Source organism: Candidatus Delongbacteria bacterium, from assembly GCA_041675285.1.
Classification (GTDB): Bacteria; CAIWAD01; CAIWAD01; order CAIWAD01; family CAIWAD01; genus CAIWAD01.
Genome location: JBAYTZ010000003.1, coordinates 227,979 through 251,622, shown reverse-complemented (window position 1 = coordinate 251,622; position 23,644 = coordinate 227,979). Strand labels below are relative to the sequence as shown.

The 23,644-nt window shown below is 69.3% G+C and carries 19 protein-coding genes; 4 read left to right on the top strand and 15 right to left on the bottom strand.

Going from position 1 to position 23,644, the window contains the following annotated elements; translation table 11 throughout:
• Positions 1 to 169: 169 nt before the first annotated feature.
• From WC326_04575 to WC326_04565, 3 genes are read left to right on the top strand one after another with little or no spacing between them, the layout of a single operon-like run.
• On the top strand, positions 170 to 619 hold the full coding sequence (locus tag WC326_04575) for a hypothetical protein (protein MFA7330331.1): 450 nt from the start codon (positions 170 to 172) through the stop codon (positions 617 to 619).
• A complete protein-coding gene (locus tag WC326_04570) occupies positions 616 to 1,125 on the top strand; it encodes a hypothetical protein (protein ID MFA7330330.1) in 510 nt (169 codons plus the stop codon). Before WC326_04575 ends, WC326_04570 begins: the two co-directional genes overlap by 4 nt.
• Positions 1,122 to 5,198, top strand: a complete 4,077-nt coding sequence (locus WC326_04565) for a S8 family serine peptidase (protein ID MFA7330329.1) — start codon at positions 1,122 to 1,124, stop codon at positions 5,196 to 5,198. The genes WC326_04570 and WC326_04565 overlap by 4 nt, the downstream gene beginning before the upstream one ends.
• Positions 5,199 to 5,279: 81 nt before the next feature.
• Here the strand turns inward: WC326_04565 and WC326_04560 are convergent, their stop codons facing one another.
• The 6 genes from WC326_04560 to WC326_04535 all read right to left on the bottom strand — a co-directional run bounded on the left by WC326_04560 (position 5,280) and on the right by WC326_04535 (position 10,712).
• Positions 5,280 to 5,519: a hypothetical protein gene (locus tag WC326_04560; protein MFA7330328.1), complete on the bottom strand. Its 240-nt coding sequence runs from the start codon at positions 5,517 to 5,519 to the stop codon at positions 5,280 to 5,282.
• Positions 5,516 to 6,121: a cytochrome c oxidase subunit 3 gene (locus WC326_04555; GenBank protein ID MFA7330327.1), complete on the bottom strand. Its 606-nt coding sequence runs from the start codon at positions 6,119 to 6,121 to the stop codon at positions 5,516 to 5,518. The genes WC326_04560 and WC326_04555 overlap by 4 nt, the downstream gene beginning before the upstream one ends.
• Entirely contained in the window at positions 6,118 to 8,010 is a 1,893-nt protein-coding gene (locus WC326_04550) for a VWA domain-containing protein (GenBank protein MFA7330326.1), read from the bottom strand. The genes WC326_04555 and WC326_04550 overlap by 4 nt, the downstream gene beginning before the upstream one ends.
• A gap of 1 nt (position 8,011) precedes the next feature.
• A complete protein-coding gene (locus WC326_04545) occupies positions 8,012 to 8,806 on the bottom strand; it encodes a CbbQ/NirQ/NorQ/GpvN family protein (protein MFA7330325.1) in 795 nt (264 codons plus the stop codon).
• 92 nt (positions 8,807 to 8,898) lie between these two features.
• Positions 8,899 to 10,251, bottom strand: a complete 1,353-nt coding sequence (locus tag WC326_04540; protein MFA7330324.1) for a cbb3-type cytochrome c oxidase subunit I — start codon at positions 10,249 to 10,251, stop codon at positions 8,899 to 8,901.
• A complete protein-coding gene (locus tag WC326_04535) occupies positions 10,248 to 10,712 on the bottom strand; it encodes a cytochrome c (GenBank protein ID MFA7330323.1) in 465 nt (154 codons plus the stop codon). The genes WC326_04540 and WC326_04535 overlap by 4 nt, the downstream gene beginning before the upstream one ends.
• Before the next feature lie 135 nt (positions 10,713 to 10,847).
• On the opposite strand from WC326_04535, the gene WC326_04530 reads away from it, so the two are divergent.
• Complete coding sequence (locus tag WC326_04530) at positions 10,848 to 11,270, top strand: Rrf2 family transcriptional regulator (GenBank protein MFA7330322.1); 423 nt, start codon at positions 10,848 to 10,850, stop codon at positions 11,268 to 11,270.
• A 395-nt stretch (positions 11,271 to 11,665) separates the two neighbouring features.
• Here WC326_04530 and WC326_04525 read toward each other — a convergent pair whose 3' ends face one another.
• The 9 genes from WC326_04525 to miaB all read right to left on the bottom strand — a co-directional run bounded on the left by WC326_04525 (position 11,666) and on the right by miaB (position 23,527).
• Entirely contained in the window at positions 11,666 to 14,692 is a 3,027-nt protein-coding gene (locus WC326_04525) for a right-handed parallel beta-helix repeat-containing protein (protein MFA7330321.1), read from the bottom strand.
• A gap of 676 nt (positions 14,693 to 15,368) precedes the next feature.
• Positions 15,369 to 15,875: a hypothetical protein gene (locus tag WC326_04520; GenBank protein ID MFA7330320.1), complete on the bottom strand. Its 507-nt coding sequence runs from the start codon at positions 15,873 to 15,875 to the stop codon at positions 15,369 to 15,371.
• Between the two features lie 2 nt (positions 15,876 to 15,877).
• Positions 15,878 to 16,624: an RsiV family protein gene (locus WC326_04515; GenBank protein ID MFA7330319.1), complete on the bottom strand. Its 747-nt coding sequence runs from the start codon at positions 16,622 to 16,624 to the stop codon at positions 15,878 to 15,880.
• 13 nt (positions 16,625 to 16,637) lie between these two features.
• A complete protein-coding gene (locus WC326_04510) occupies positions 16,638 to 17,042 on the bottom strand; it encodes a hypothetical protein (GenBank protein MFA7330318.1) in 405 nt (134 codons plus the stop codon).
• Between the two features lie 38 nt (positions 17,043 to 17,080).
• Positions 17,081 to 19,756 carry a DNA mismatch repair protein MutS gene (mutS, locus tag WC326_04505; protein MFA7330317.1) on the bottom strand — a complete coding sequence of 892 codons (2,676 nt, stop codon included), beginning with the start codon at positions 19,754 to 19,756 and terminating at the stop codon, positions 17,081 to 17,083.
• A 37-nt stretch (positions 19,757 to 19,793) separates the two neighbouring features.
• Positions 19,794 to 20,402 (bottom strand): SPOR domain-containing protein, encoded by a 609-nt coding sequence (locus WC326_04500; GenBank protein MFA7330316.1) that lies wholly within the window; start codon positions 20,400 to 20,402, stop codon positions 19,794 to 19,796.
• Between the two features lie 97 nt (positions 20,403 to 20,499).
• A complete protein-coding gene (locus WC326_04495) occupies positions 20,500 to 21,639 on the bottom strand; it encodes a tetratricopeptide repeat protein (protein ID MFA7330315.1) in 1,140 nt (379 codons plus the stop codon).
• Complete coding sequence (locus tag WC326_04490) at positions 21,639 to 22,070, bottom strand: lipopolysaccharide assembly protein LapA domain-containing protein (protein MFA7330314.1); 432 nt, start codon at positions 22,068 to 22,070, stop codon at positions 21,639 to 21,641. Before WC326_04490 ends, WC326_04495 begins: the two co-directional genes overlap by 1 nt.
• A gap of 65 nt (positions 22,071 to 22,135) precedes the next feature.
• Positions 22,136 to 23,527, bottom strand: a complete 1,392-nt coding sequence (gene miaB / locus WC326_04485; GenBank protein MFA7330313.1) for a tRNA (N6-isopentenyl adenosine(37)-C2)-methylthiotransferase MiaB — start codon at positions 23,525 to 23,527, stop codon at positions 22,136 to 22,138.
• Positions 23,528 to 23,644 lie beyond the last annotated feature (117 nt).

The window sequence follows — 23,644 nt, the reverse complement described above, 5'->3', positions numbered from 1 at the left end:
GAACTAAGTTTATGTTTTGATATTAGGCCAGCTTCGCGTAGGTTCGCCCGTCTGCCTGGCAGGCACGCTTGGAGCCGGGACCCGGTCCCTCCGCCGGACAACACAGCACAACACCAGAACGCCCATTGCCGCACGCCACCTGGTCGTGGGGCCAACCACAGGAGAGATCATGAAGCACGCCACTTGGCTGGCGGGCCTGCTGGTTCTGTCCACGGGGGTCGCGCACGCCGCGACCCGCGCGACCGTGGACGCGCAGCTCGTCCCAGCCCCTTCCTCCGACACGCCCGTCGTGGCGCTGGAGGCAACGTCGCTGGCCGCGCCCCATCGGCAGGCCATCACCACCCTCCACGCCGAGCGCCAGGCCTTTGTCCAGGCCTTCGACTGGCAGGCCGGCGAGAGCCAGGCCCTGCGGCGCGAGTTCAACGCGGCCCTGGCGCGCTTCGACCTGCGCGAACTGGAGCTGAAGCGCGACTGGTACGCGGCCAGCGGCCAGACGGACCTGTTGGCCCGCACGGAGGAGGCCCTGGCCAAGCGGCTGCAGCCCGCCTCCGCCCAGCCCGAGATCGTCACCGAGCGCCTGCCCCAGCCGGTGGCCCCGAGCCCGGAGGCGACCCGATGAACAAGCGACTCACAATCGTTCTGGCGCTGGCCCTGACCGGCGCGGCCTTCGCCGCGGAAAGTGAGACCACGGAGCGCCGCGTGGACACGGAGACTTACGAGATCCTGAGGACGTCCCAGCCCGCCACGGGGGGCGCCGTCGTCGCTCTGCCCGGGAGCGCGGCTGAGTACGGGCTGGCCCCGGCCCCGACCGGTCCCCTGGCCGAGCTGCGGGCCCGCCAGCTGGCGGAGTTCCAGTCCCTGGCCGCCTCGCTTGGCGCTGCCGACAACCAAGCCCGCGAGGCGCTGGAGGATCGGCTGCGCGACCTGAAGCTCCGCCACTCCCGCGAAGAGTTGGAGTTCCTGCGCCAGGACGCACTGAGCCGGGGTGACGCGGCCTACGCCGCCCGCCTGGACGAGGCCCTGGGCAACCTGACGCCCAGGCCCGCACCCGCGCCCACCACCTTCGTGCCCCGTGATCCGGCCACCGGCCGCGCCCTGGACGGCACGGAAGGAGGCGCCCGATGAACAAGCTCCTGACCCTTTCCCTGACGGGCCTGTGTCTCACAGGCCTGCTGGCCCCCACGGCCCACGCCCTGCGCAATCTCTCCCTGCGACAAATGGGCGAGCTGCCCCGCGACCAGTTCGTGGACCTGATCGACCCGGACCTCTACCGCACCGACAAGCTCATCGTCCAGTTCAGCGAGGACACGCGCGTGCGCCTGCAGGGCGGGCGGCTGGTCTCGCTGGAAGGCCGGAGCATGGCCGGCGTGGAGAGCTTCCTCAAGACACATCCCGAGATCGAGCTCTCCCGCGTCTTCCAGAGCATGTCTGTGGAGGAGCTGGACGCCTACGTGGAGCGCGGCGAGCGCCTCTCCGGCATCGACGTGGCTGACCTCAACAACTTCTACCTGTTCACGCTGAAGGGCGGCAACCGCGACGCCAAGGGCCTGCTGATGGAGCTGCTCAAGCAGTCCGTCGTCCAGACGGCCTACTACGAGGCCATTCCCTCCCCGGCCGTGTGCGGGACGGATCCCACCCCGACCACGCCCAACTGGACCGCCAGCCAGGACTACCGCGAGGCGGCCCCCACAGGCGTGGACATCAACTATGCCTGGACCTATGACCCTGTCAACGGCAGGGGTCTGCCCAGCTACTGGTTCCAGGATCTGGAGTGGGGCTGGACGGAGACCCATGAGGATTACAGCTCCCTGACCATCAACAGCGGCCCGGACAGCACGAATCCGGACTTCTACAACCACGGCACGGCGGTGGTCTCCATCGTGGGCGCCTGCGAAGACAGCAAGGGCGTCACCGGCCTGGTCCCCTTGACGCACCTTACGGCCCGCGTGGTGTCGGGTCACGCCAGCACGGCGGACGCGCTCATCGCCATCGGCAGCCAACTGATGACCGGCGAGACCTACTTGATCGAGATGCACGCCGGCGGCCCCAATCCCGGCTGGACCTGCGTGTGCAACTGCGGCCAGTTCACCTACATCGCCATTGAGTATTGGACGGCGGAGTTCAACGCCATCCTGGCCAACTCGACCAACGGTCGCACCTGCATCGAGGCGGCGGGTAACGGCAGCATGGACCTGGACTGGGCCGGCTACGGCGGCGCCTTCGATCTGGGCGTGCGCGACAGCGGGGCGATCGTCGTGGGCGCCGGCACCTCGGGCAGCGTGCACAACCCCGAGTGCTGGACCAACCACGGCACGCGCATCAGCGCCCAGGGCTGGGGCGACGGCGTCTACGCCGCGGGCTACGGCGATCTCTTCAACCAGACCGGCGGCGACCAGGACTACACGGCGGGCTTCAGCGGCACCTCCAGCGCCAGTCCCATCGTCACGGGCGCGGCCATCAGCCTGGCGCTCATCCACCGCTACCAGCATGGCGCCTACCTGAGCCCCTGGGACCTGCGCAGCCGCCTGACCACCAACGGCACGCCCCAGGGTCCCACGGACACCTGGAAGGAGATCAATGTCCTGCCCAACCTGAAGGGCATCCTGGCCCCGGATCTGCAACCCTACAATCCGGGCTGGGCGGACATCATCGTGCCTTCCGATGTGAGCGGCACCAACACCTTGCCGGCCGCCCTGCCGCCGGCGCCGGCCACCACCTACCTCGACTGGGCCTGGATCAATGCCGGCCGGTACGGCGCCGCGACCCCCGCCCGCGCCTACCTCTACCGGGACGACGTCATGGTGGCTTACGGCGTGAACGGCACGTTGAACCCCTGGACGACCAGCAACATCAGCGACCACCAGACCACGGTCCGCGGCGGCTTGCACTACCTGCGCAACACGCTGGACGCCACCTCTCTGGTGGACGAGAGCGTGGAGAGCAACAACACGACGGTCATCGGCTACCGCTGGGAGCCCACGGCGCTGGCCTCCAATACGCCGCAGACCTTCAGCCGGGGGCCGCTCAAGAGCCCGGAAGGCTACTCCTTCAACGCCCTGGACGGCTACGGAAACGGCGGGGCGCCGGGCTGGTGGGACGTGACCGGCGTGATGCCGTCCGGCACCGGAGATTACGACATCCGCCTCTACAACACGGATCCCACCCCCACCTCCGGCTGGACGGCCACGGTGGCTTCCTCGGCCGGCGTGTCCACCACGGACTTCGTGGGCCACAACCGCAACGGCGGCACCACGGCCAACTTCGTGGGCGTGGTGAACTACGCCGACAGCGCGGAGGACTACACGGTGGAACGCGAAGCCTCCACGGGCGTGGGCAATCCTCCCGCCGTCCAGGCGCTGCTCTCCGCCAATGCCCTCGCTGCCGGCGAGATCCTCGACGTGTTCGAGCTCAACCTTCTCAACCTGAACCCCGTGCGCTTCGTCCTGGACATCACGGCGGGCGACGCCGACGTGGCCCTGTTCGTCTTCGGCCCCAGCGCCACCAGTTTCTCCCGCTCCGGTGCGCTGTGGACCCTGAACGCGGCGGGCGACGGCGGCGACGAGGCCGGCACCTTCACGCCCACGGCCACGGGCTGGCACGGCCTGGTGGTGTGCAAGAACCTGGCCAACCAGTTGGCGGAAAGCGCCACCTACAACCTCTACTGGGGACCGCCCACGGGCGACCTCACATCGGCGCTGCCGGCCGGTTGGACGGCCCCCGTGGTGGTGCGCAACAGCGGGACCATCGGCGTGTTGCCCGCGGTCCTGACCGAGGGCACGACCTTGTGTGACGCCGGCGTGGCCAACATCGGCAGCGGAGCCACCCCCGCCGGCCCCAACAACTCCATGACCCTGGACGGCGTCACCGTCGCGACCAGCAGCGATTACGGCACCCTGCCCAGCGGCTGGAGCGGCTATCTGTCCAGCCGATCCCTGGGCACGGTGAAGGGCGGCCGCCACGAGGTGGGTTCCATCGAAGACGCGAACAGCGAGCTGGCCGAGGAACTGCCGGGGGGCGAGGACAACAACCGCACCTACGCGCAGTACGCCTGGGCGCCCCACGTCCTGGTGGCGGGCACCCAGGAGTCGCGAACGGCAGCGCCCAACTTCGTCAACCCCCAGAACCCGGACTACTGGAGCCTGCCCGCCTGGAACCAGGACGGCTATCGCCTGACCACCAGCTACTGGAGCGCCGTGGCGGCCATGCCCACCCATGCGGAGGGCTATCTGGTCAGCTTCCTGTTTGACAACGCCGACACCGATCCCACCACCTCGTACCTGTATCCGATGGTGTCCCACTATCCTGCTTACGGCGAGATCAGCCTGGTGGCCGCCAACGGCAACAGCATCGGCAACGGCCAGCTGCGGAACACGAGCGTGACCAACGGCTGGGCCTATCCCTCCTTCAGCAGCGAGCCCTACACGGTGCAGGAGGCCGTCAACTCAGGCGACATGACTCATGGGGTCGTATACGCCGGCACCTTGGACGCCGGAGCGGGGGGCGGGCAGCTCGTGCACATGCGCGACATCCAACTGTTCGCCGGGCAGAGTTACCCCGTCCACCTGTTCAACAACTCCTCCGTGGATCTGGGTGTGGCCATTTTCCCGGCCTCGCTGAGCTACGCCTCGCTGCCCGGCGCCGGCGCCGTGTACAACTCGGGCGGTTCGACCGTCGACGAGGAAGGGGTGTTCACCGCGGCCACGACGGGCTGGCACGGATTGGCCGTCTACCGGACCCGCTACTCGGACCTGGGTCCGGCCGCGGACTACCGCCTCGTGGTGGGCACGTGGGGACCGGCGCCCGTCACCAACCTGAGCGTCGTGGTGACCGACACCAACACCGAGGACGACGGCCGCATCACCTGCCACCTGGACTGGGACGATGTGACCACGGACACGAACGGCAATCCGCTGGTCGTGGATTCCTACAACTGCTACTACAATCTGGGTGGCTACGACGGGTGGACCCACTTCTTCCAAACCGCCGTCAGCGAAACCATCGACTTCTACCCGCTGGTCTCGGACTACCCGGTCTTCACCTTCAAGGTGACCGCCACTGACGAGAACGGCATGCTGCTGGGCAGCAGCGGTCCCATCCAGGTACCCATGAGCGGAACCGCGACGCCGATGACCCGCGCGTTGGTCTTTCCCAACGGCGCGCAACCGCTGATCATCGCCCCTGCGGAAGTCGGCCGGTAGCCGGACACACCTTCCACCAACCAACCAAACGGCCCGTGTCACACGACGCGGGCCGTTTTCTCGTCGCACGGCAAGGGGGCTTCAAGGGAGCAGCAGGAGCAGGCCGCCCATGGCCAGCAGGATCCAGACCGGCACGGACAGGCGCCAGGCCAGGGGGGCCTGGTGCAGCTCCATGTAGCGCTCGGAGATGATCAGGCCTTTGAGGGCGGCCAGCGTCCACAACAGCTCCGGCCGGCCGGCCGCGCCCGCCGCCATGCCAGCCAGCACCAGCAGGCCCAGCAGCAGCCAGAGCCCGAGCGGGAAGTCGCGCAGGGCCTTCACGGGCGGCCTCCGCCCAGGTAGACCAGGGGAAAGAGCACGAGCCAGACCAGATCCACCATGTGCCAGTACGCGGCGGCGGCCTGCCAGGCGGAGAGGCGCTCCGCCGCGGGCCGCTCCCGCCCGGCGCGGCGGCGGGCCCAGAGCAGCAGGGCCATCCCCAGCCAGACGTGGGCCAGATGGATAAAGCAGAGGAAGAAGTAGAAGAAGTGGAAGGTGGAGCTGGACAGGTGCCGTCCCTGGGCGAACAGGCCGGCGAACTCCGTCAGCTTGACGGCGCTGAAGGCCAGGCCCGTGATCGCGGCGGCAGAAAACCACTGCCCCGCGGCTCGTCCGTTTTGCGCACCATCCGCCTCCAGCCGACGCACGCCCGCCAGGGCCAGCGCCCCGCCCGTGAGCAGGACCAGCGTGTTGAGCAGGCCCAGTCCCGGGTGCAGGTCCGACCGCCCGGCGGCGAATCCCGCGGGATCGCCGCGCTCCAACCAGGCGAACACCAGGAAGAACAGCAGAAAGGTGACCAGCTCGGCGAAGATGAACACCCACATGGCCTTGTCGCCGGGCACGTCGTGGTCGTGTGTCACCATCCGGGCGGAGGGCCGGCTCATACGGAGAGTCGCCCGTAGATGGTGGTGAGCAGGTCCGGCAACTCGGCGGGCCGGCGCAGCAGCTGCCAGTGTCCGTCCCCCAGCATGCTGGGCAGGGCCGCGCGGGCGCGCGGATCCAGCGCCAGGGCGTGGGTGTGCACGCCGCGGCTGCGGGCCTCGCGCAGGGCGTGGCGCACGTCGGCCATGCCGTGGCGGCCTTCGTAGCGGTCGAAATCCGTCGGACGCCCGTCGGTGATCACCAGCAGCAGGCGCCGCCGCGAGGCCACCGCGGCCAGACGGTCCGTCGCATAGCGCAGGGCCGGCCCCATGCGCGTGTAGCCCTCCGGCTGCAGGCCCCCCAGCCGCGCACGGCCCAGGCTCCAGTCCCCGCCCCGCTCGTGCACGCGCCAGACGCGGCAGTGGTGGCGCGTGCGGGAGTGGAAGGCCAGAATCTCCAGCTCCTCCCCCAGCCGGCGCATCACCTCGCCCAGCACGAGCGCGGCGTCCTTGCAGAGGTCCAGCACGCGCCGCTCGCCCACCCAGGCGTCGCTGGAAAGGGAGACGTCCAGCAGCAGGGTCAAGGCCAGATCCGGCCGCTTGCGCCGGTCCTGCACGTACCAGCGCCCCGCCGCGTCGTGCCCGGCGCGCAGGGAGCCGGCGTCCTCGGCGTAGGCGTCCGTGTCCAACTGCTCGCCGTCCTCCTGCCGCGGCACGGGCTCCGGGCGCTCGCGTTCGCGCTCCAGCACGCGCTGCAGCCGGCGGATCTGGGGTTCCAGTTCCGGGAGGCGGCCCGCCGCCCAGCCGGCGTCCGTGGCGCGGGGCTGCGCCGGGAAAACGCGACACCAGGCCTCGCGGTGGCGCCCGCTCCGCTGGTCCCACTCCGGGTAGGGCAGACCGCCCTCTGCCTCCTCGTCCGCCACGTCGGGGATGCCCGGATCCAGCCGCAGGTCGGCGCGCAGGATGCTCTGGGCCGCCTCGCCGCCGCGGATCACGTGGCGCAGATCCACCTCCTGCAGCGCCTCCAGTTGGTCCTGCAACTCGTCCTCGCCATCGGTCTGGCGCGTGCCGCCGCGGTACTCGTCGGCGGTCTGGACCTTCTCGAAGATGTGCTGAAGCACCTGCTCCTGCAGATCCTTGCCGGAGAGCCGGACCTGTTCGATGTCGGTCCGCGCCGGCATTTCGACCTCGGTGCCGGTGGAACTCTCCGGCTGCTGCAGGTCCGCCGGGATGCCCAGTCCTCCCGCCACGGCGGCCACCGCCAGCCATTCCGGCCAGCAGGAGAGGGGCGGCGACTCTGCCGGAAGCACGGTCAGACCGCCCAGCCGCCGACGCCATTTGTCCTGCAGCCAGGGCTGACCGCCGGCCAGGGCCAGTTGCCGCAATTCTTCCACCACCCGGGCAGCCTCCGGCAGCCGGTCCAATTCCGGCCGGGTGGCCCGCGCCCGCGCCTCGCTCCGCTCCAGCAGCGGACGCGCGCCCGGCCACTCGTCCAGCAGCTCCCGCCGGGCCTCGGCGGCCCGCCGCAGGCTGTCCAGCAGCAGGAGTCCGGGCGCCTGGGAGTCGGGCAGATCCTCCCGGGCCAGCATCTGGGCGCCCAGCAGGCTGAAGGCGAGCAGCGAGTCCAGCGCCGCGTCCGCGTCTTCCACCTGGGGCAGAAAAGCGGGCAGCACGAGGCCTTCCGGCTGCAAACCGCCGCAGCCCTGCGCCGTGGCCAACCGGCAGGGCCAGCCGGCCAGCAGTTGGACTGGTAGAAGCAGGCGGGGCAGCAGCAGGCTCGTGTCGTAGCCGGGATCCGGCCTGACCGGCGCGGATCGCCAACGGCGCCAGAGGGCGCGCAGGCCCGTGAAGAGCCGCTCCTCCCAGTCCAGCTCGAGGCTGGGAGGGCGGGATGCGCGGGGGGGCGCGTTCATCTCAGAAGGCCAGGCGCACCAGGTCGCGCAGGGAGCGCAACAAGTCGGGGTCGTCGCTGAGGGGCTCCACCAGCGCCGTGTCACAAGCCAATCGCGGCGGCATGCCCGCCTGGATCAGCCGCGCGGCGTTCACCAGCAGCCGGGTGGAGGCCGGCTCGGCGAAACCCAGCTCCTTCAGTCCGCGCAGTTTGCCGCCCAGTACGGCCAGGCGCTTGGCCTGGGCGGCCTCGATCCCCGTCTCGCCCGCCAGGATGCGCGCCTCGGCCTCGGCGTCGGGGTAGTCGAAACTGATGCCCAGGAAACGCTGCCGCGTGCTGGGTTTCAGTTCCTTCAGGCCGCGCGTGTAGCCGGGGTTGAAACTGACCACCAGCATGAAGCCGTCCTCCGCCTCCACCTCCTCGTCGTGGCGCTCCACGAACAGGCGGCGGCGGTGGTCGCTGAGCGGATGCAGGGCGGTGATCACGTCCGGGCGGGCTTCGATCAATTCATCCAGGTAGAGGATGGCCCCCTGGCGCAGCGCGCGGGTGGCCGGGCCGTCCTGCCAGACCGTCTCGCCGCCGCGAATCAGCCAGCGACCCAGCAGATCCGTCACGCTGGTGTCGTCGTGGCAGCAGACCGTGACCAGCGGGCGGCCCAGACGGGCGGCCATGTGCTCCACCAGCCGGGTCTTGCCGCAACCGGTGGGGCCCTTCAACATCAGGGGCAGACGGTTCTGGAAGGCGATCTCGAAGACCTCGCACTCGCGCCCGGTGGGGTGATACCAGGGCAGCGACTCATGGACAGCCAGGGGCAACATGGTGCTTCCTTTCCCTCCGGCAGCGGCCGAAGCGCTTCAAGCGACGCGCCGGGAGCGGCGCCGCCCGCAGGCGACGCCGGCCTCCCGCGCACTCAGGAGTTGGAGTCCAACTCGGGGGCGCCCACCTGCTCGTCCTTGGGCAACCCGTAGCGGATGAAGTTCCAGATGAAGAGGCCGATGCCCACGCTGAACAGCGTGGCCGCCAGCACCAGACCGAGGAAGTGCACGTGCAGCGCCTCCTGCACCTCGAGAAAGTCCATGCCCACGAGGCGCTCCAGATAGACCTGGGCCACGCCGGCCACGCCGAAGGCGCCGGTCATCCCGATCATGCCGATGTTGCTCGTCCAGAAGGCCCAGTCGGGGATCCAGCCGTCGAAGAGTCGGCGTCCGGTCAGCTGCGGCATGGCGTAGGTGATCATCCCCAGCACCAGCATGGCGTAGGCGCCCCAGAAAGCCAGGTGCCCGTGCATGGCCACCACCAGCGTGCCGTGGGTGTAGGCGTTGACCTGGGGCAGCGTGTGGGCGAAGCCCAGAAAGCCCGCGCCCACGAAACTCATGATGCCCGTGCCCACGCTCCAGAACAGCGCGATGCGGTTGGGATGCTTGCGCCCGCCGCGCCGGCTGAGGGCCACGGTCCAGAGGGCCATGCCCAGGAAGGCCAGCGGTTCCAGCGCGGAGAACACGCCGCCGACGATGAGCCAGTATTTGGGCGCGCCCATCCAATAGTAGTGGTGGCCCGTGCCCAGGATGCCGGAGAGGAAGGTGAGCCCGACGATGATGTAGAGCCACTTCTCCACCACTTCGCGGTCCACGCCGGTGAGCTTGATCAGCAGGTAGGCGAGGATGGAGCCCATGATCAGCTCCCAGACGCCTTCCACCCACAGGTGCACGACCCACCAGCGGAAGTAGCTGTCGAGGACGTGGTTCTGGAAGGTCCACATTCCGGGCAGGTAGAGCAGGGCCGCCGAGAGCAGGCCGCCGAACAGCACCAGGCCGGTGGTGGTGAAGCGCCGTCCCTTCCACACCGTCATGCCGATCACGAAGAGGAACAGCAGCACGTCCGCCACCACCAGGTAGTCCAGCGGCCGCGGGATTTCCAGGAACTTGCGGCCCTCCCACCAGCCCACGTGGAAGCCGGCGATGGCCACCAGCCCGACGATCACCAGCGCGGCCCACTGGATCACGGCCAGCTTGACGCTCCACAACTCGCGCTCCGCCTCTTCCGGCAGGATGTAGTACGCGGCGCCCATGAAGCCCGTCAGCAGCCAGACCACCAGCAGGTTGGTGTGCACGGCGCGCGCCGTGTTGAAGGGGATGAGGTCGTGCAGCCCGTCCAGCCCCATGTGGGCGAAGCCCATGATGAAGCCGTAGACCAGCTGCAGCGCCAGCAGGGCCATGCTGGTGGCGAAGAAGAGGTAGGCCACCTGTTGCGATTTGTACTTCACTGGGCGACTCCTTCACTGCTGCGCGTGGCCCGCGCCGCCGCCTCGCGCAAGGGCGGGGCGAAGGGGAAGCCGTTGGTGTCCACCTGGCCCATCCAGCGCAGGTAGGCGATGAGATCCGTGATCTCCTCCTCGCTGAAGTCGTACTGGACCATCTTGCGCCGGCCCGGGTAGAAGGCCTGCGGATTGCGCAGGAACCCGCGCACCCAGTTCTCGTCGCGGCGCTCCAGCACCTGGGTCAGCTCCGGGGCGTAGTAGGCGCCCTCGCCCAGGATGGTGTGGCAGCCCATGCAATTCTTCTTGTCCCAGATCATCCTCCCGCGCAGCACGCTGGCGTCCAGCGAGGCTTCCACGGTGCGGGTCGGCGTCTGGCGGATGGTGTCCACCGTCAACCCCAGGAAGACCAGACTGAACAGGGCGGTGCCGCCCAGGAAGAAGAGCTTGGCTTGGCTTTTGGACAGCATGCCCACTCCTCCGCTCTTTATAAGATATCAGGACATTCATATCCGATTCAAGGGCAAGATAGGAGGACTGATTTAGGATATCAAGGTCCGGAAGGATAATTTGGCGGCGTCAGGCAGGCCCAAAGCGGAGGATGAATGATCTCCCAGACAGCGGAATATGCGTTGAGGGCCATGGTTTTCCTGGCCGAGAACCCGGATGCGGCCCATCCCGTGCCGCGCATCGCCGAGCACACCCAGGTGCCGGCGGGCTATCTGTCCAAGGTGTTGCAGGCGCTGGCGCGCGCCGGGTTGGTGAGCTCCCAGCGCGGGCTGGGCGGCGGTTTCCGGCTCAGCCGCACCGTGGCGGAAATCAGCCTGCTGGACGTGGTGAACAGCGTGTCGCCCATCCAGCGCATCACCTGTTGCCCGCTGGGCCTGGCGCATCACACGGAGCGGCTCTGCGCCCTCCACCACCGGCTGGATGAGGCCATCGGCCTCTTCGAAACCAGCTTCCGTGACACGCGCCTGTCCGATCTGCTGGCCGGCAATCCGGGACAGACGTTCCGGCTGGCGGAGTGAGGGCGGGCCCACGCCCGTCATCCCCCGGCTTGACCGGGGGATCCCTTCCCCCTAAGGGGAAGCCCGACTCCCTTCCCCCTGCAAGGGGGAAGGTTAGGATGGGGGTTCACCGCGTCTTGCTCATCTGTCGGACGCCTTGATTTCCACCTTTCTGCTGGCGCCAGAAAGGTGGAGCCAAAGAGGCGCTTTTTCTCAACGGCCAGAGTCAGGCCACCTCGCGGTGGCCTTCCGCTGGCCGCAGTTTGGGCTTCCTGCAACCGTGTAGTTGGTTCGCGCTTTGCGCTTCACCCAGGTTCTGGTTCAGCGCTGCGCGCTTCACCTCACTCAACCACGGACTTCCACCATCTCATGTCTTCACTGTGACCCTGTGCCTCTGTGGTGAAGAGTCGGCCGAACTACTCGGGCAGGATGGCCCGCACTCGATAGTAGCGCTCGGCGTCCGCGCGCACGCCCTCCCAGTGCTGTCTCACGAAGGCGCCGCTCCCGTCCGGCGTGAATCCGGCGTAGGGTTCCTGGCTGCTCTCCAGAACGTAGCCCGCCACACCCAGCACGGGAGTCCAATAGATCCGCACTACGTCTGCATCCCCGTGGATGTAGCTGATCTCCGGCGGCGCGTCCTGCCGCAGGTACGGCGCGAAGATCACCTCGTCATTCGGGTTGCCCTCTTCGTTATCGCGGATCACAGCGTCGATGCCCGCCTGCGTGTAGACGCCCCAGTCGTTGTAACACGCCTGGATGACGTTGTTGGAGCTGTTGTAGAGCTGGTAAGGCCCCAGGTTGCCCGCGATGGTGTTGCCACCGCCCATGGTGTCCAGCAAGTCCCCCAGCATGGGCTGGCCGCCGTCGACGATGCGCACCCCTTCGGTGGTGTTGTTGGTGAACACGCAGTCCTCCACCAGGGGCGCGCTCCACGTGACCTCCAGCCCGGCCGTGGAGGAGAACTCGCTGCGGCAATCACGCAGGACGGCCTCCGTGGCATACCAACTGCGGATGTTGCCGCCCAGCGAGCCGCCGTAGTACACCTCCACGTGGTCCAGCCAGGCGCGGGCGTCGTTCCCACCGTAGCCGCTCAGGAGCACCCCGTTCCAGTCGCCGGGGGCTGGGGACGTGGCAACGCCGTCGGCGTTGGTGTCCCCGCCGCAGCTGTCGTCTCGCAGCGAGCTGAGCACGATGGGATCCGCCTCCGCGCCCGTCGCGATCAGGTAGCCCAGCACCTCGAAAGTGGAGGCGGGTTCGCCCTTGAGGACGGATCCGGGCACCAGGACCAGCGTGTCCCCGGTGCTGACAGAGAGGTCGCCGGACAGCACCAAGGGCAGATCGTGGGTGGGTCCCAGGGTCAGGTTGGCGGCGGTCTGGCACCCTTGCAGTTTCAGTCCGTTGAGACCGTTGCCGGAGCCCGTGCAGCCGCGCATCTCGCCCAGCGTGGAGTTGATGAAGTGAGCCGCGGCGGCGCCGTTCCCCGTGAAGGAGCAGTCCAGCAGGTCGGCGGCCTGGGTTCCCGTGGCATAGGCGCCGTTGCGCAAGTTGCCGGTGAAGGCGCAGGACTCCAGCACGGGCCGGCAGGTCGTGGTACGGATGCCGTCCACGGCGCTCCCGTGGAAGGTGCTGTGGTCGACCCGGGCCTCGTCGCAGTAGCTGAAGTTCAGGATGCAGTCGTCCGCAGATGCCGAGCTGCCGCCGTAGCCCAGCCAGGCGTGGTCCAGGTGGACGATGCCCTGGGCCCCGCTGTAGCCGTTGCACCTGATCTCGTACCAGTCGCCGGGCGCCGGACCGGTGGCGGTGCCGTTGTTGTTGGCGTCGCCGCCGTGGCCGTCGTCGTGGATGGAGGTGAACACCACCAGGCTGTCCGGTGTGCCCAGCCCGATCAGGCTGCCCTGCACCTCCAGGCTGGAGGCGGACTGTCCCTTGACCACGGCGCCAGGCCCCAGGGTCAGGCTGGCCCCGTTGGCCACCATCAATTGGCCGGAGACGACGTAGGCGAACCCGTCGGCGTTGGCCTCCCAGCGCACCGGTGCGTTCACATCCGCCGTGTTGAAATGGATGGCGTTGACGGCGTTTCCGCTGCCGCTGTTGCCGCCGTACGAGGCGGCGTCGGCGTCCACATAGGCCGCGCTGCCGCCGTTGCCCGTGAACACGCAGTCGTGGATGGGGCCGCTGAGTCCGCTGGCGCCCAGCAGGCCATGGCTCGTGTTGCCGAGGAAGGAGCAGGAACGGAACTCCGGCGCGCAGACGAACACCCTCGCGCCGGACTGAGCGCTGGACTCCAGGGAGCAGTGGGAGACGTGGGTGGAGTCTGCGTAGCTGAGGGCCAGGCAGGCGTCGGCCTGGCCGGTGGAGTTCCCGCCGTAGCAGACGCGGGCGTGGTCCATCGCCAGCACGCCGGCGTTGCCGCTGTAGCCGTTCACGAAGATGCCGCGCCAGTCGCCGGGGGCGGGGCTGGTGGCGGCGCCGTTGCTGTTGCTGTCCCCGTCCACGCTGTCATCGTGGACGGAGGTGAGCACCACCAGGCTGTCCGGCGCGCCCTGCACGAGCAGCGTCCCGGTCACGGTCAGCTCGGCGGCGGCCAGCACCTTGATCCGCACGCCGGCCCCCAGGGTGTACGTGCGGCCGTTCGCCACCTCCGTGCCGGCCAGCAGGCCCCAGGGCAGGCCGGGCTCGTTGGCGGACAGCCTGTGGCCGTCGGCCACGTCGCCGCTGAAGGCCAGCAGGTTGGTGCCGTTGCCGCTGCCGCTGTTCCCGCCGCCGCTGCCCATGTTGATGCCGGACAAGTAGGCTGCGTAGAGCCCGTTGTCCGTGAAGGTGCAGGCGCGGATGGTCGGCGTGCCGCCCGTGGTGCCCGAGAGGCCGTGCTCCAGATTGGACTGGAAGGCGCAGGCTTCCAGCAGCGGGCTGGCGGCGGCGAGGCGCAGGCCGTTTTTGAGACTCTGGGAGAAGCGGCAATTCCGCAACTCCGCGCTGTCCGGGTAATTGAGGAATAGGTTGGAGTTGGGGTTGCCGCTGGCCACCTGCCCGCCGTAGCGGAAGATGCAGTGCTCCAGCAGGGCCGAGCCCGTGGCCGTGCTGTAGCCGTTGATCTCCATCCCGCGCCAGTCGCCCGGCGCGGGCACGCCGTCGGAGCCGCTGATCGCCTCGCCCACGCTGTCGTCGTCGCGGCTGGTCCAGATGATGGGCTGGCTCTCTGTGCCCACTGCCACCAGCGCGCCGTCGATGTCCACCACGCGGGAGGCCAGCACCTTGACGATCACGCCGGGCTCCAGCGTAAGGGTGGTGCCCGCGGCCACGGTCAGATTGCCGCTGACGTAGTAGGTGCCGGCGCTCCAGGTCTGGCCGCCCACGGCGCCGGTCTTGGTGGTGTAGGCCAGGGTGGGGGTCGCCGCCAGACAACCCAGGAACAGGGCGAAACCCGCCGCTACGCTGCGCATGATGCCTCCGTCCAATTGCATGCCATGTGTGAGAGTTTTGACAAGCAAACGGCGTGCCTCGCCCAGGCGTGCGCAGCCGGGCCGGTTTGGCTTTGTTTTCATTGGATTTGGCTTGGGGTGCGGGACCAAATGTGAACGAATCATGTTCAGGGAGCCGGAATCTGCACACCGCTCCCCGGCGTGTGCTGCGCCGAAGCTGGCCTGCCGTGGAAGACGGAGTGCCTGTTCCATGGAGCCCGTGAACACGAAGACTCGAAGGCCCGAAGCGGATGCCGGGCGGGTTGGGGTGGATCTTCAACACAGAGGCACAGAGGCACAGAGGCACAGTAAGTCCGTAAGACCTGAGACAGCGAGAGTCAGCGATTGAGTGAGGTGAAGCGCGCAGTGCTGAACAAGGAAATGGGTGAAGCCGTCAGGCGAACCACCTACACGGAATCAGGACTTGCACCGCTCGGCCGTCTGTCTGACGGCGGCCGCGAGGCCGCCTAGTTACGGCCGCAGAGAAAAAGCGCCTCTTTGGCTCCACCTTTCTGGCGCCAGCAGAAAGGTGGAAAACACAGAACCGCAGAGATGACTGGGGCGCGAAGAACCCCCATCCTAACCTTCCCCCTTGCAGGGGGAAGGGACTCGGGCATTCTCTCGCAGGGGGAAGGGACGGCTCCGGAAGACGATTGAATCAGGGGGTCTGGGGGAAGAACTCCTCCAGCATTCCCGTGACACAACGCTCCAATTCCTCAATCCCCGCCCGGTATTCCTCCAGGGGCGCCTTGACGAAGTCGTAGAGCCCGGCGTCGTCGCGGTAGCGCTCCTCGGGGTGCCACTCCGTCACCACGTGGATGCCGTGGCTGACCAGGTCCGTGTCGCCGCCCAGCTCCAGCCGCACGATCTCGCGATGCGCCTGCTCCATGCACACGACCAGTTGCGCTTCGCGCAGAAGGAAGTAGCTCAGCGGCCGGCTGCGATAAGATTCCAGATCGCCGCCGCGCTCGGCCAGCAGCTGGCGCGTAAAGGGCGCCGCCGGCTCGCCCGTGATCCGCAGCGTGCCGCAGCTCTCGCAGAGTACGTCCGTGCGGCCCCGGGCGGTCAGCCAGAGCCGCGCCAGCTCCATGGCGGCCGGGCTGCGGCAGATGTTCCCCGAGCAGACGAAGAGCAGGCGGGTCGGGGCCAGCGGATCGACAGGCATGGTCACTCCTGCAGCATGCGGTCCAGACTCTCGCCGGCGGGAATCCAGGCGGCCAGCGCGCGCCAGGGGATCAGGATCTCGAAGGCGCCTTCGGCGCGGCTGCCGGCCTCGTAGAGGTTCAGCACGTAGAGCAGACCCAGTGCGGTGGGCGCCGCGTCCTGCAGGCGACGGGCATCCAGGGCTTCCCAGCGGCCCTCCAGCACGGCGGAGGCGCCCAGCAGGCGCAGCTGGCCCTCGATCTGCCGGTTCAGCTCGTTGCGCAGCTCGCGGTTCCACTTCAGCAGATCCGCCAGGGTGACGGGCTTGAGCTTGCCCTTGTGCCAGGCCAGGATGCGGAAGTGCGTGTTCTCGTCGCCGTGGGCGGCGCCCGCGCTGTAGGTGTAGTACGTGTCACGCAGCACGACCAGCTCGGGCGAGCCCCAGACCAGGAACATCCGCCCTTCCTCGACGAAGACCGGCCCGGCCGAACCCGCCACCACGGGGTCCGTCTCCGCCGCCACGCTGAGCGCGCCCGCCAGGCGGGACTGGGCGTTCTCCTGCAGCAGCGTGGTGAGCGGACCACTCCAGCCCGTGGGGGAATCGAAGCCGTGGAAGAGGATGCGCACCTCCACGTCCGGACGGTTCACCACCAGCGAATCGATCCGCTGTCTGCAGGGATAGACCTGCAGCTGCGCGGGCAGACTGCCCGGGCAGGCCAGCGTCAGCGCCAGCAGCAGCGGCGCGAACCACCTCCCAACCGTGAAGCGCATCCGCTCCTCCCGCTCAGTTGCCCGTGTCCGACTCTGCCCGGCCCGCCCCGCGCGCCGCGCAGCGCGCCCCCAGCCAGGCCGCCGTGGCGATGCCCGCCAGATCCGCCACGGCGAACCAGAGCGGATGCGGCAGCAGGCGCAGATTGGAGACCGCCCCGCTCAACATGACCAGCCCCACCACCAGGCCCAGCCAGAGGGGTCGCTCCGGCCCCAGCCGCACCGCCGTCCAGGCGCCGCCGCCGGCGCCCGCCAGGTGGGCCAGCAGCACGGCCAGGAGCATGGCCGTGGTGGGTGCGGCGGGCAGCGCGCCCGTCGGGGGGAACAGCGCGTGGCCCAGCAACTCGCCGGCCACGGTCAGCACCATGGCGACCAGCGCGCCGCCCAGCAGGGCGAGGATCAGGCGGGGCGAGAATTTCATCGGATTCCTTTCTGCCGGGGCCGGCCCGGCCGGGTTCGTCAATCCAGCAGGTCGCGCAGCTCCAACAGCAGACGCATGGCGTCCAGCGGGGTCATGCGCTCCAGGTCCGCGGCGCGCAGGCGCTCGCGCAGGTCCTGGTCCGGCGCCGCGAACAGCGCCAGCTGGGCGGCCCGGGGCGGCACCTCGGCGACTCTGGGCAGGCGCTGCAGCGTGGGCGTCAGGTCCGCCGCGTACTCGTGGCTCTCCAGCTGGGCCAGCACCTCCCGGGCGCGGCGCAGCACGTCCCGGGGCAGGCCGGCCATCCGGGCCACGTCGATGCCGTAGCTGTGGCTGCAGCCGCCGGGCTGGATGCGCCGCGTGAACACGATGCGCTCGCCGAACTGCCGCACTTCGATGTTGGCGTTGCGCAGGCGCGGCAGGCTCTGCTCCAGATCCACCAGCTCGTGGTAGTGCGTGGCGAACAGCGTCAGCGGCCGGCGCCCGGGCGCCTCGTGCAGGTGCTCGGTGATCGCCCAGGCCAGGCTCAGCCCGTCGAAGGTGGAGGTGCCGCGGCCCACCTCGTCCAGCAACACCAGGCTGCGGTCCGTGGCGTGGTTGAGGATGAAGGCGGTCTCCTGCATCTCCACCAGGAAGGTGGATTCGCCGCGAGCCAGGTTGTCGCTGGCCCCCACCCGGGTGAAGATCTGGTCGCGCAGCGGCACGGTGGCCTGTTCCGCCGGCACGTGGGAGCCCATGTGGGCCAGCAGCGTGATCAGCCCCACCATGCGCAAGTACGTGCTCTTGCCCGCCATGTTGGGGCCGGTGAGCAGCAGGATCTGCTCGCGCTCCGTGGACAGGGTGACGTCGTTGGGCACGAAGCGCTCGCCGGGCGGCAGCACGGCCTCGATCACCGGATGGCGCGCCTGGCGCAGGTGCAGCTCGCCCGCGGCCACGACCTCCGGGCGGTGCCAGTCGTGCCGGTTGGCCAGCTCGGCCAGGCAGGCCAGCAGATCCAGCTCGGCCAGGGCGCGGGCATTCTGCTGCAGGGGCGCGAAGAAAGGCCGCAGCCAGTCCGCCAACTCGCGGAACAGCCGCTCCTCCAGCTCCAGCGCGCGCTCCTCGGCGTGCAGGACCTTGTCCTCGTAGGTCTTCAGGTCGTCCGTGATGTAGCGCTCGGCGCCCACCAGGGTCTGGCGGCGCTGGTAGCGGTCGGGCACGCGGTCCAGGTTGGAGCGCGAGATCTCGATGTGGTAGCCAAAGACCTTGTTGTAGCGGACCTTGAGCGAGCCGATCCCCGTAGCCTCGCGCTCGCGCTGCTCGAAGGACTTGAGCCAGTCGCGGCCGTGGGTGAGGATCTCGCGCAGCTCGTCGAGTTCGGCGCTGACGCCCTCGCGGATCAGCCGGCCCTGGCTGACGGAGAGCGGCGGGCTGTCCACCAAGGTCTGGTGGATGCGGCTGAGCACGTCGGGCAGCGGTTGCAGTTCGCCCGCCAGCCGCAGCAGACGCGGCGCGGGGGCGTCGGCCAGCACGCCCTGCAGCCCGGGCACCACGGCCAGACCGCCCGCCAGCGCGCGCAGGTCGCGGCCGTTGGCCTTGCCTGCCGAGAGGCGCCCCACCAGACGCTCCAGATCACCCACGCCGCTCAGCTGCGCGCGCACGCGTTCGCTGCGGCGCTCCGTGCGCAGGGCGCCGACGGCCTCTTGGCGCGAGTGGATCTCCGCCAGCTCGCCGGGCACGGACCAGAGCCAGGAGCGCAGCAGGCGCCGGCCCAGCACGGTGACGTTGTGGTCCAGCACGGAGAGCAGGGTGGGGCCCTGCTCGTCTCCGGACAGGCTGCGCACTAGTTCCAGGTTGCGGCGGGTGGCCGGGTCCAGCAGCAGGCTGCCGCCCAGCTCGTGCCGCGCAGGCAGGCTGAAGTGTTCAAGCGGCGAGCGCAGGTTCTCCCGCGCGTAGCCCAGCAGGGCGGCGGCGCAGGCCGCGGCCACGGGCAGGTCGTCCAGCCCGAAGCCCTTCAGGCTGGCCGTGCCGTAGTGTTCCTTCAGGTCGCGCTGGGCGACGTTTGGGTCGAAGAACCAGTCCTCGAGTTTGGTCAGCACGGCGCTGCCGGCCAGCGCGGCCAGCTCGCGCCCGCGTCCGGCGGGCTCGTCCCGGGCCAACGAGCGCGGCAGCAGGATCTCCGCCGGCTCCAGGCCCGCCAGCAGCAGGCGCAGGTTCTCCGGGCTGAACTGCCCGGCGCGGAACTCGCCGGTGGTCACGTCGGCCCAGGCCAGCGCCCAGCCCGGACCGGCCTCCGCCAGCGCGGCCAGGTAGTTGTTGCGGGCCATCCCCAGCACGCCGTCGTTGAAACTCGTGCCGGCGGTGATCACCTCCACCACATCCCGGCGTACCAGGCCCTTGGCTTTTTTGGGATCCTCCACCTGCTCGCAGACGGCCACGCGATAGCCGGCCTTGACCATCTTGGCCAGGTGGGGTTCCAGGGCGTGGTAAGGGAAGCCCGCCAGCGGCACGTCCAGCCCGCCCTGCTGGCCGCGGCTGGTCAGGGTCAGCCCCAGCACCTCGTGGGCGATGCGGGCGTCCTCGAAGAACATCTCGTAGAAGTCGCCCATGCGGTAGAACAGCACGTGGCCGGGATGGCGCTGCTTGATCTCGTGATACTGGCGCAGCATGGGCGTGCCGTCGGCCGGGCGGGCCTGGGGAGTGGGATCGGCGGGTGCGGGGTTGTCCAGCTGGTCCATGGATTCCATCTGTGTTGCGGCGGTCTGTCGGGTCGCGCTACTTCGCGGCGGCCTCCAGCAGGCGGAACTCCTTCAACCGGCCGGCCTGCTGCCAATCGCGGGCGGCGCGCTCGGCCTCCCCGCGGCTGGCGAAGGGTCCCAGCCGGGCCTTCCAGAGCGCACTCTCGCGCAGCACGCGCCGCTGCGCCGCGGAACCCAGCCCCTTGAGCGCCGCCTTGGCCGCCGACTCGCTGGAGAAGGCCCCCACCTGCACCCACCACGCTCCCGGGGCGGCCGCCGCAACCGGCGCGCTCGCCGCCTGCAGGGGACAGCGCCAGTCCTCGCCCGTCAATTCGCGCAGCTCGCCCGCCCGCCGGGCCAGGGAGTCCGCCGCGCCCGTGACACAGAAGTACTCGCAGAGCGTGACCAGCGCCTCCCGGCGCTGCCAGCGCGGCACGTCCAGCCGGGCCAGCCGGCGCATGACCCCCGCCACCTGCCGGGGATCGCGCTGGCGCACGGTGGCCAGCAGCAGGCGCTCGGCCTCGGTCTCCGCGGCGCGCGCCAGGGCCAGCGAATCCCGCGTGGCCCACAGTTCCGGGGTCAGCGCCCCCCGGGCCGCGGGCGCAGCGGCCAGCAGGGCCCCGAGGAGCAGCGCGCCGCGTGTCACACCCGCCCCATGCCGAACACCCCGCCGAAGCAGGGTGTCGAGGCATTCACGGGCTGCGCGCCGGAGGGTCACAACCGTCTCCGCGGGTCCGCTCGCGTCAATTGAGTTTGGGCCGTTCCAGGGTTTCCCAGCCCTGGCAGCCGGGGCAGCGGAAGTGGAACTCGTCCGACTCGTGCCCGCAGCTGCGGCAGCGGTAGAGCCGCGACTTGCGCAGCAGGCGGTCCGCCAGCTCCACGGTGTAGGTCACCAGCCGCTGGGTCTGGCCGGAGCGCGCCAGCAGGCGGATCAGCATGCGCGAGAGATCCAGGCTGCCCGGGATCTTGGCCAGGCCGTTCTCCAGGATGCTGATGGCCAGGGCGAAATCACCCTTGCGCTCGTAGAAGCCCGCCAGCGCCAGGTAGGCGTCCGGATTGTCCGGACGCTGCTGGATCACGCGCGTGTAGAACTTCTCCATCTCGCCGAAACGGCCGTGATCGAAGTAGACCGCCTCCAGCCGCTCGAAGACCAGGCTGGCCCGCTCGGGCACTTCGAAGGGCAGCTTCTCCCAGTATTGGATGGCCTCGTCGATCCGCGACTCCGTCAGGTAGCTGTCGCCCATCAGGATGTAGCCCGCCGCCGACTTGGGGTTGAGCTTGAGCGCCTCCTTGACCAGGATCCGCCCGGGCCGGCCCTGGCCGTCGGCCATCTTCTGCCGGCCCTGTTCGACGAGGATCTGGCTGCGCCGGTTGTTCTGCTCGCGGCCGCTCACCGATTCGATCCGCTTGAGCACGGAGAGCGCGTCGTCCCAGCGCCGCTCCTGCTCGTGCAACTCCAGCTGCACGACCAGGGCCGCGACGTTGCGGCGGTCGGCCTCCACGGCCTTGGCGGCGGCCTCCTGCGCCTCGCGCAGCCGGCCCATCTTGCGCAGGTCCTTGGCGAGTTCCAGGTGGATGCGCGAGCGGTCCACGCCGGAGAGGCCCTCGCGCACCGTGAGGTCGCTGTGGATCTTGACGGCCTTGGGCAGTTCGCCCAGCTCGCGGAAGACGCGGCCCAGCTGCTCGTAGGCGCGGATGTTCTCGCTGTCTTGCTCCACGGCGCGCTTGAAGCAGCGCCCGGCCTCGCGCCAATCCCGCCGCACCATGGCTTCCAGGCCGTCCACGAAGGGGTCGCCGCCCTCGCCGGATTCCTTGCGGCGCACCCAGCGGTAGGCGATCAGCAGCCCGATGAGCAGGGCGGCCAGCAGAAAGAGGATGTCCATCATCGCTCGGAGTTCCTCACATGGGTGACGTCACCGAACACGTCGTCGTCGCCGTCTTCGTCCGGCAGGTCCAGATCGAGCGCGCCCGAATCGTCGCTCTTCGTCACCGGCGCGTCGGTGCCCTCCAGGCTGTGGTCTTCCAGGATGGATTTGTTGCGCAGGTTGGCCAGTTCCAGGCGCAGGTCGCGGTTCTGCCGCTCCAGCTGGCGGATGCGCAACCGGAACTGCATGGAGCCCAGGAAGGACACCACGGCCCAGATCAAGATGCCCAGCGCCACGGCCAGCAGCACGACCACGGCCTTGCTCATGGGCTGGGTGTCGATGAGCGGCAGGTAGGGAATGCGCAGGGTGATGGGATCCAGGTTCAGCGCGGCGAAGATCACCGCATAGATCAGCAGCAGCAGGGTGAAGAGCCAGCGGATGAACCACATGGGCGACCTCTTCTGTTGTCGGGGCTGTGTGTGGGGCCGGCGGAGGCCCATGCGACGGGCCGCGGTCAGGCGAGCGGCCGTCCTTCCAGCTGGGTCACCACGCCGCGCAGGGTGAAGGAACTCACCTCGTCCACCCGCGCCGTGACCAGGCTGCCGATGCGCCAGCGCGGGTCCGCGGGCACCACGACCACGCGGTTGCAGGTGGTGCGGCCCATGAGTTCAAGGTCACTCTTTTTGCTTGGGGATTCAATCAGGACCTCGTACGAGCGGCCCCGGCAGGCGGCCGCCTTCTCTTCCGTGATGCGGTGCTGGAGGTCCACCAGCAGGCGCAGCCGCCGGTTTTTCTCCGCCGCCGGCACGTCGTCCGTCCAGCTGGCCGAGGGTGCGCCTTCCCGCGGGCTGTACTCGAAGGTAAAGGCGGAATCGAAGCGCACGCGCTCCACCAGGCGCAAGGTGTCCTCGAACTCGGCAGCGGTCTCCGTGGGGAAGCCCACGATGATGTCCGTGCTGAAGCCAATCTCCGGCAGCTGGGCGCGGGCCTCATCCACCAGGTCCAGGAACTCGGCCCCCGTGTAGTCCCGGCGCATCAGGGCCAGCACGCGGTCGTTGCCCGCCTGCATGGGTAGGTGCATGTGCTTGCAGATCTTGGGGTTCGTCGCCATTTCGCGGATCATGGCCGGGCTGAAGTCCTTGGGATGCGGGCTGGTGAAGCGCACGCGCTCCAGACCCGGCACCTCGCCCACCGCGGCCAGCAACTCGGCGAAGCGTGCGCCGTCCGATTCGCCCGCCGCCACCGCCGCCCCGCCCACCGGCGCAATCGGCCACCAGCTGGGGTCGCGGTAGCTGTTGACGTTCTGGCCCAGCAGGGTCACCTCGCGGAAGCCTTCGGCCGCCAGCCGGCGGCACTCCTCCAGCACGCTGGCCACGCTGCGGCTGCGTTCCCGGCCGCGCGTGAAGGGCACGATGCAAAACGTGCACATGTTGTCGCAGCCGCGCATCACCGTCACCCAGGCGTTGACGCCGGCCTTGCGGCTGGGATAGATCTCGTCGTAGTTCTCGGTCTTGTCGCGCCGGGTCAGGATGACCTGCGCCTCGCGCCCCACCACCAGGTCGCGGATCACGCCGGGCAGCTTGCGGTACTGGTCGGGGCCCATCACCAAGTCCACGTGGGGCAGGCTCTCCGTGATCTTCGAGGACAGGTGCGCGCTCATGCAGCCCAGCACGCCCAGGATCAGCTCCGGGCGCTCGGTCTTCAACCGCTTCCAGCTGGCCAGCTGCCCCAGCACGCGCTGCTCGGCGCCCTCGCGCACGGCGCAGGTGTTCACCAGCACCACGTCGGCGCCCTCGATGGACTCCTGCACGCGGTGGGCGTCGTCCTCCAGCAGCCGGGCCACCAGCTCGCTGTCGGAGACGTTCATCTGACAGCCGTAGGTCTCGATGTACACCTTGAGGGCCAAGGGAATCCTTCCTTCCTCATCCAGCCTGACGCCGCACCCGCTTGAAAGGGGCCCTCAGTGTAGGAATTGAAGGGGCGAGGGGGGAGTGGGGTCGAGACTCAAGATGGGCAGATCGAT

Excerpts from the sequence above, each read along its gene's own strand:
- WC326_04575 (MFA7330331.1), top strand. The coding sequence starts at position 170 with ATGAAGCACGCCACTTGGCTGGCGGGCCTGCTGGTTCTGTCCACGGGG.
- WC326_04570 (MFA7330330.1), top strand. The coding sequence starts at position 616 with ATGAACAAGCGACTCACAATCGTTCTGGCGCTGGCCCTGACCGGCGCG.
- WC326_04565 (MFA7330329.1), top strand. The coding sequence starts at position 1,122 with ATGAACAAGCTCCTGACCCTTTCCCTGACGGGCCTGTGTCTCACAGGC.
- WC326_04555 (MFA7330327.1), bottom strand. The coding sequence starts at position 6,121 with ATGAGCCGGCCCTCCGCCCGGATGGTGACACACGACCACGACGTGCCC.
- WC326_04550 (MFA7330326.1), bottom strand. The coding sequence starts at position 8,010 with ATGAACGCGCCCCCCCGCGCATCCCGCCCTCCCAGCCTCGAGCTGGAC.
- WC326_04545 (MFA7330325.1), bottom strand. The coding sequence starts at position 8,806 with ATGTTGCCCCTGGCTGTCCATGAGTCGCTGCCCTGGTATCACCCCACC.
- WC326_04535 (MFA7330323.1), bottom strand. The coding sequence starts at position 10,712 with ATGCTGTCCAAAAGCCAAGCCAAGCTCTTCTTCCTGGGCGGCACCGCC.
- WC326_04530 (MFA7330322.1), top strand. The coding sequence starts at position 10,848 with ATGATCTCCCAGACAGCGGAATATGCGTTGAGGGCCATGGTTTTCCTG.
- WC326_04525 (MFA7330321.1), bottom strand. The coding sequence starts at position 14,692 with ATGCGCAGCGTAGCGGCGGGTTTCGCCCTGTTCCTGGGTTGTCTGGCG.
- WC326_04520 (MFA7330320.1), bottom strand. The coding sequence starts at position 15,875 with ATGCCTGTCGATCCGCTGGCCCCGACCCGCCTGCTCTTCGTCTGCTCG.
- WC326_04515 (MFA7330319.1), bottom strand. The coding sequence starts at position 16,624 with ATGCGCTTCACGGTTGGGAGGTGGTTCGCGCCGCTGCTGCTGGCGCTG.
- WC326_04510 (MFA7330318.1), bottom strand. The coding sequence starts at position 17,042 with ATGAAATTCTCGCCCCGCCTGATCCTCGCCCTGCTGGGCGGCGCGCTG.
- mutS (MFA7330317.1), bottom strand. The coding sequence starts at position 19,756 with ATGGACCAGCTGGACAACCCCGCACCCGCCGATCCCACTCCCCAGGCC.
- WC326_04495 (MFA7330315.1), bottom strand. The coding sequence starts at position 21,639 with ATGGACATCCTCTTTCTGCTGGCCGCCCTGCTCATCGGGCTGCTGATC.
- WC326_04490 (MFA7330314.1), bottom strand. The coding sequence starts at position 22,070 with ATGTGGTTCATCCGCTGGCTCTTCACCCTGCTGCTGCTGATCTATGCG.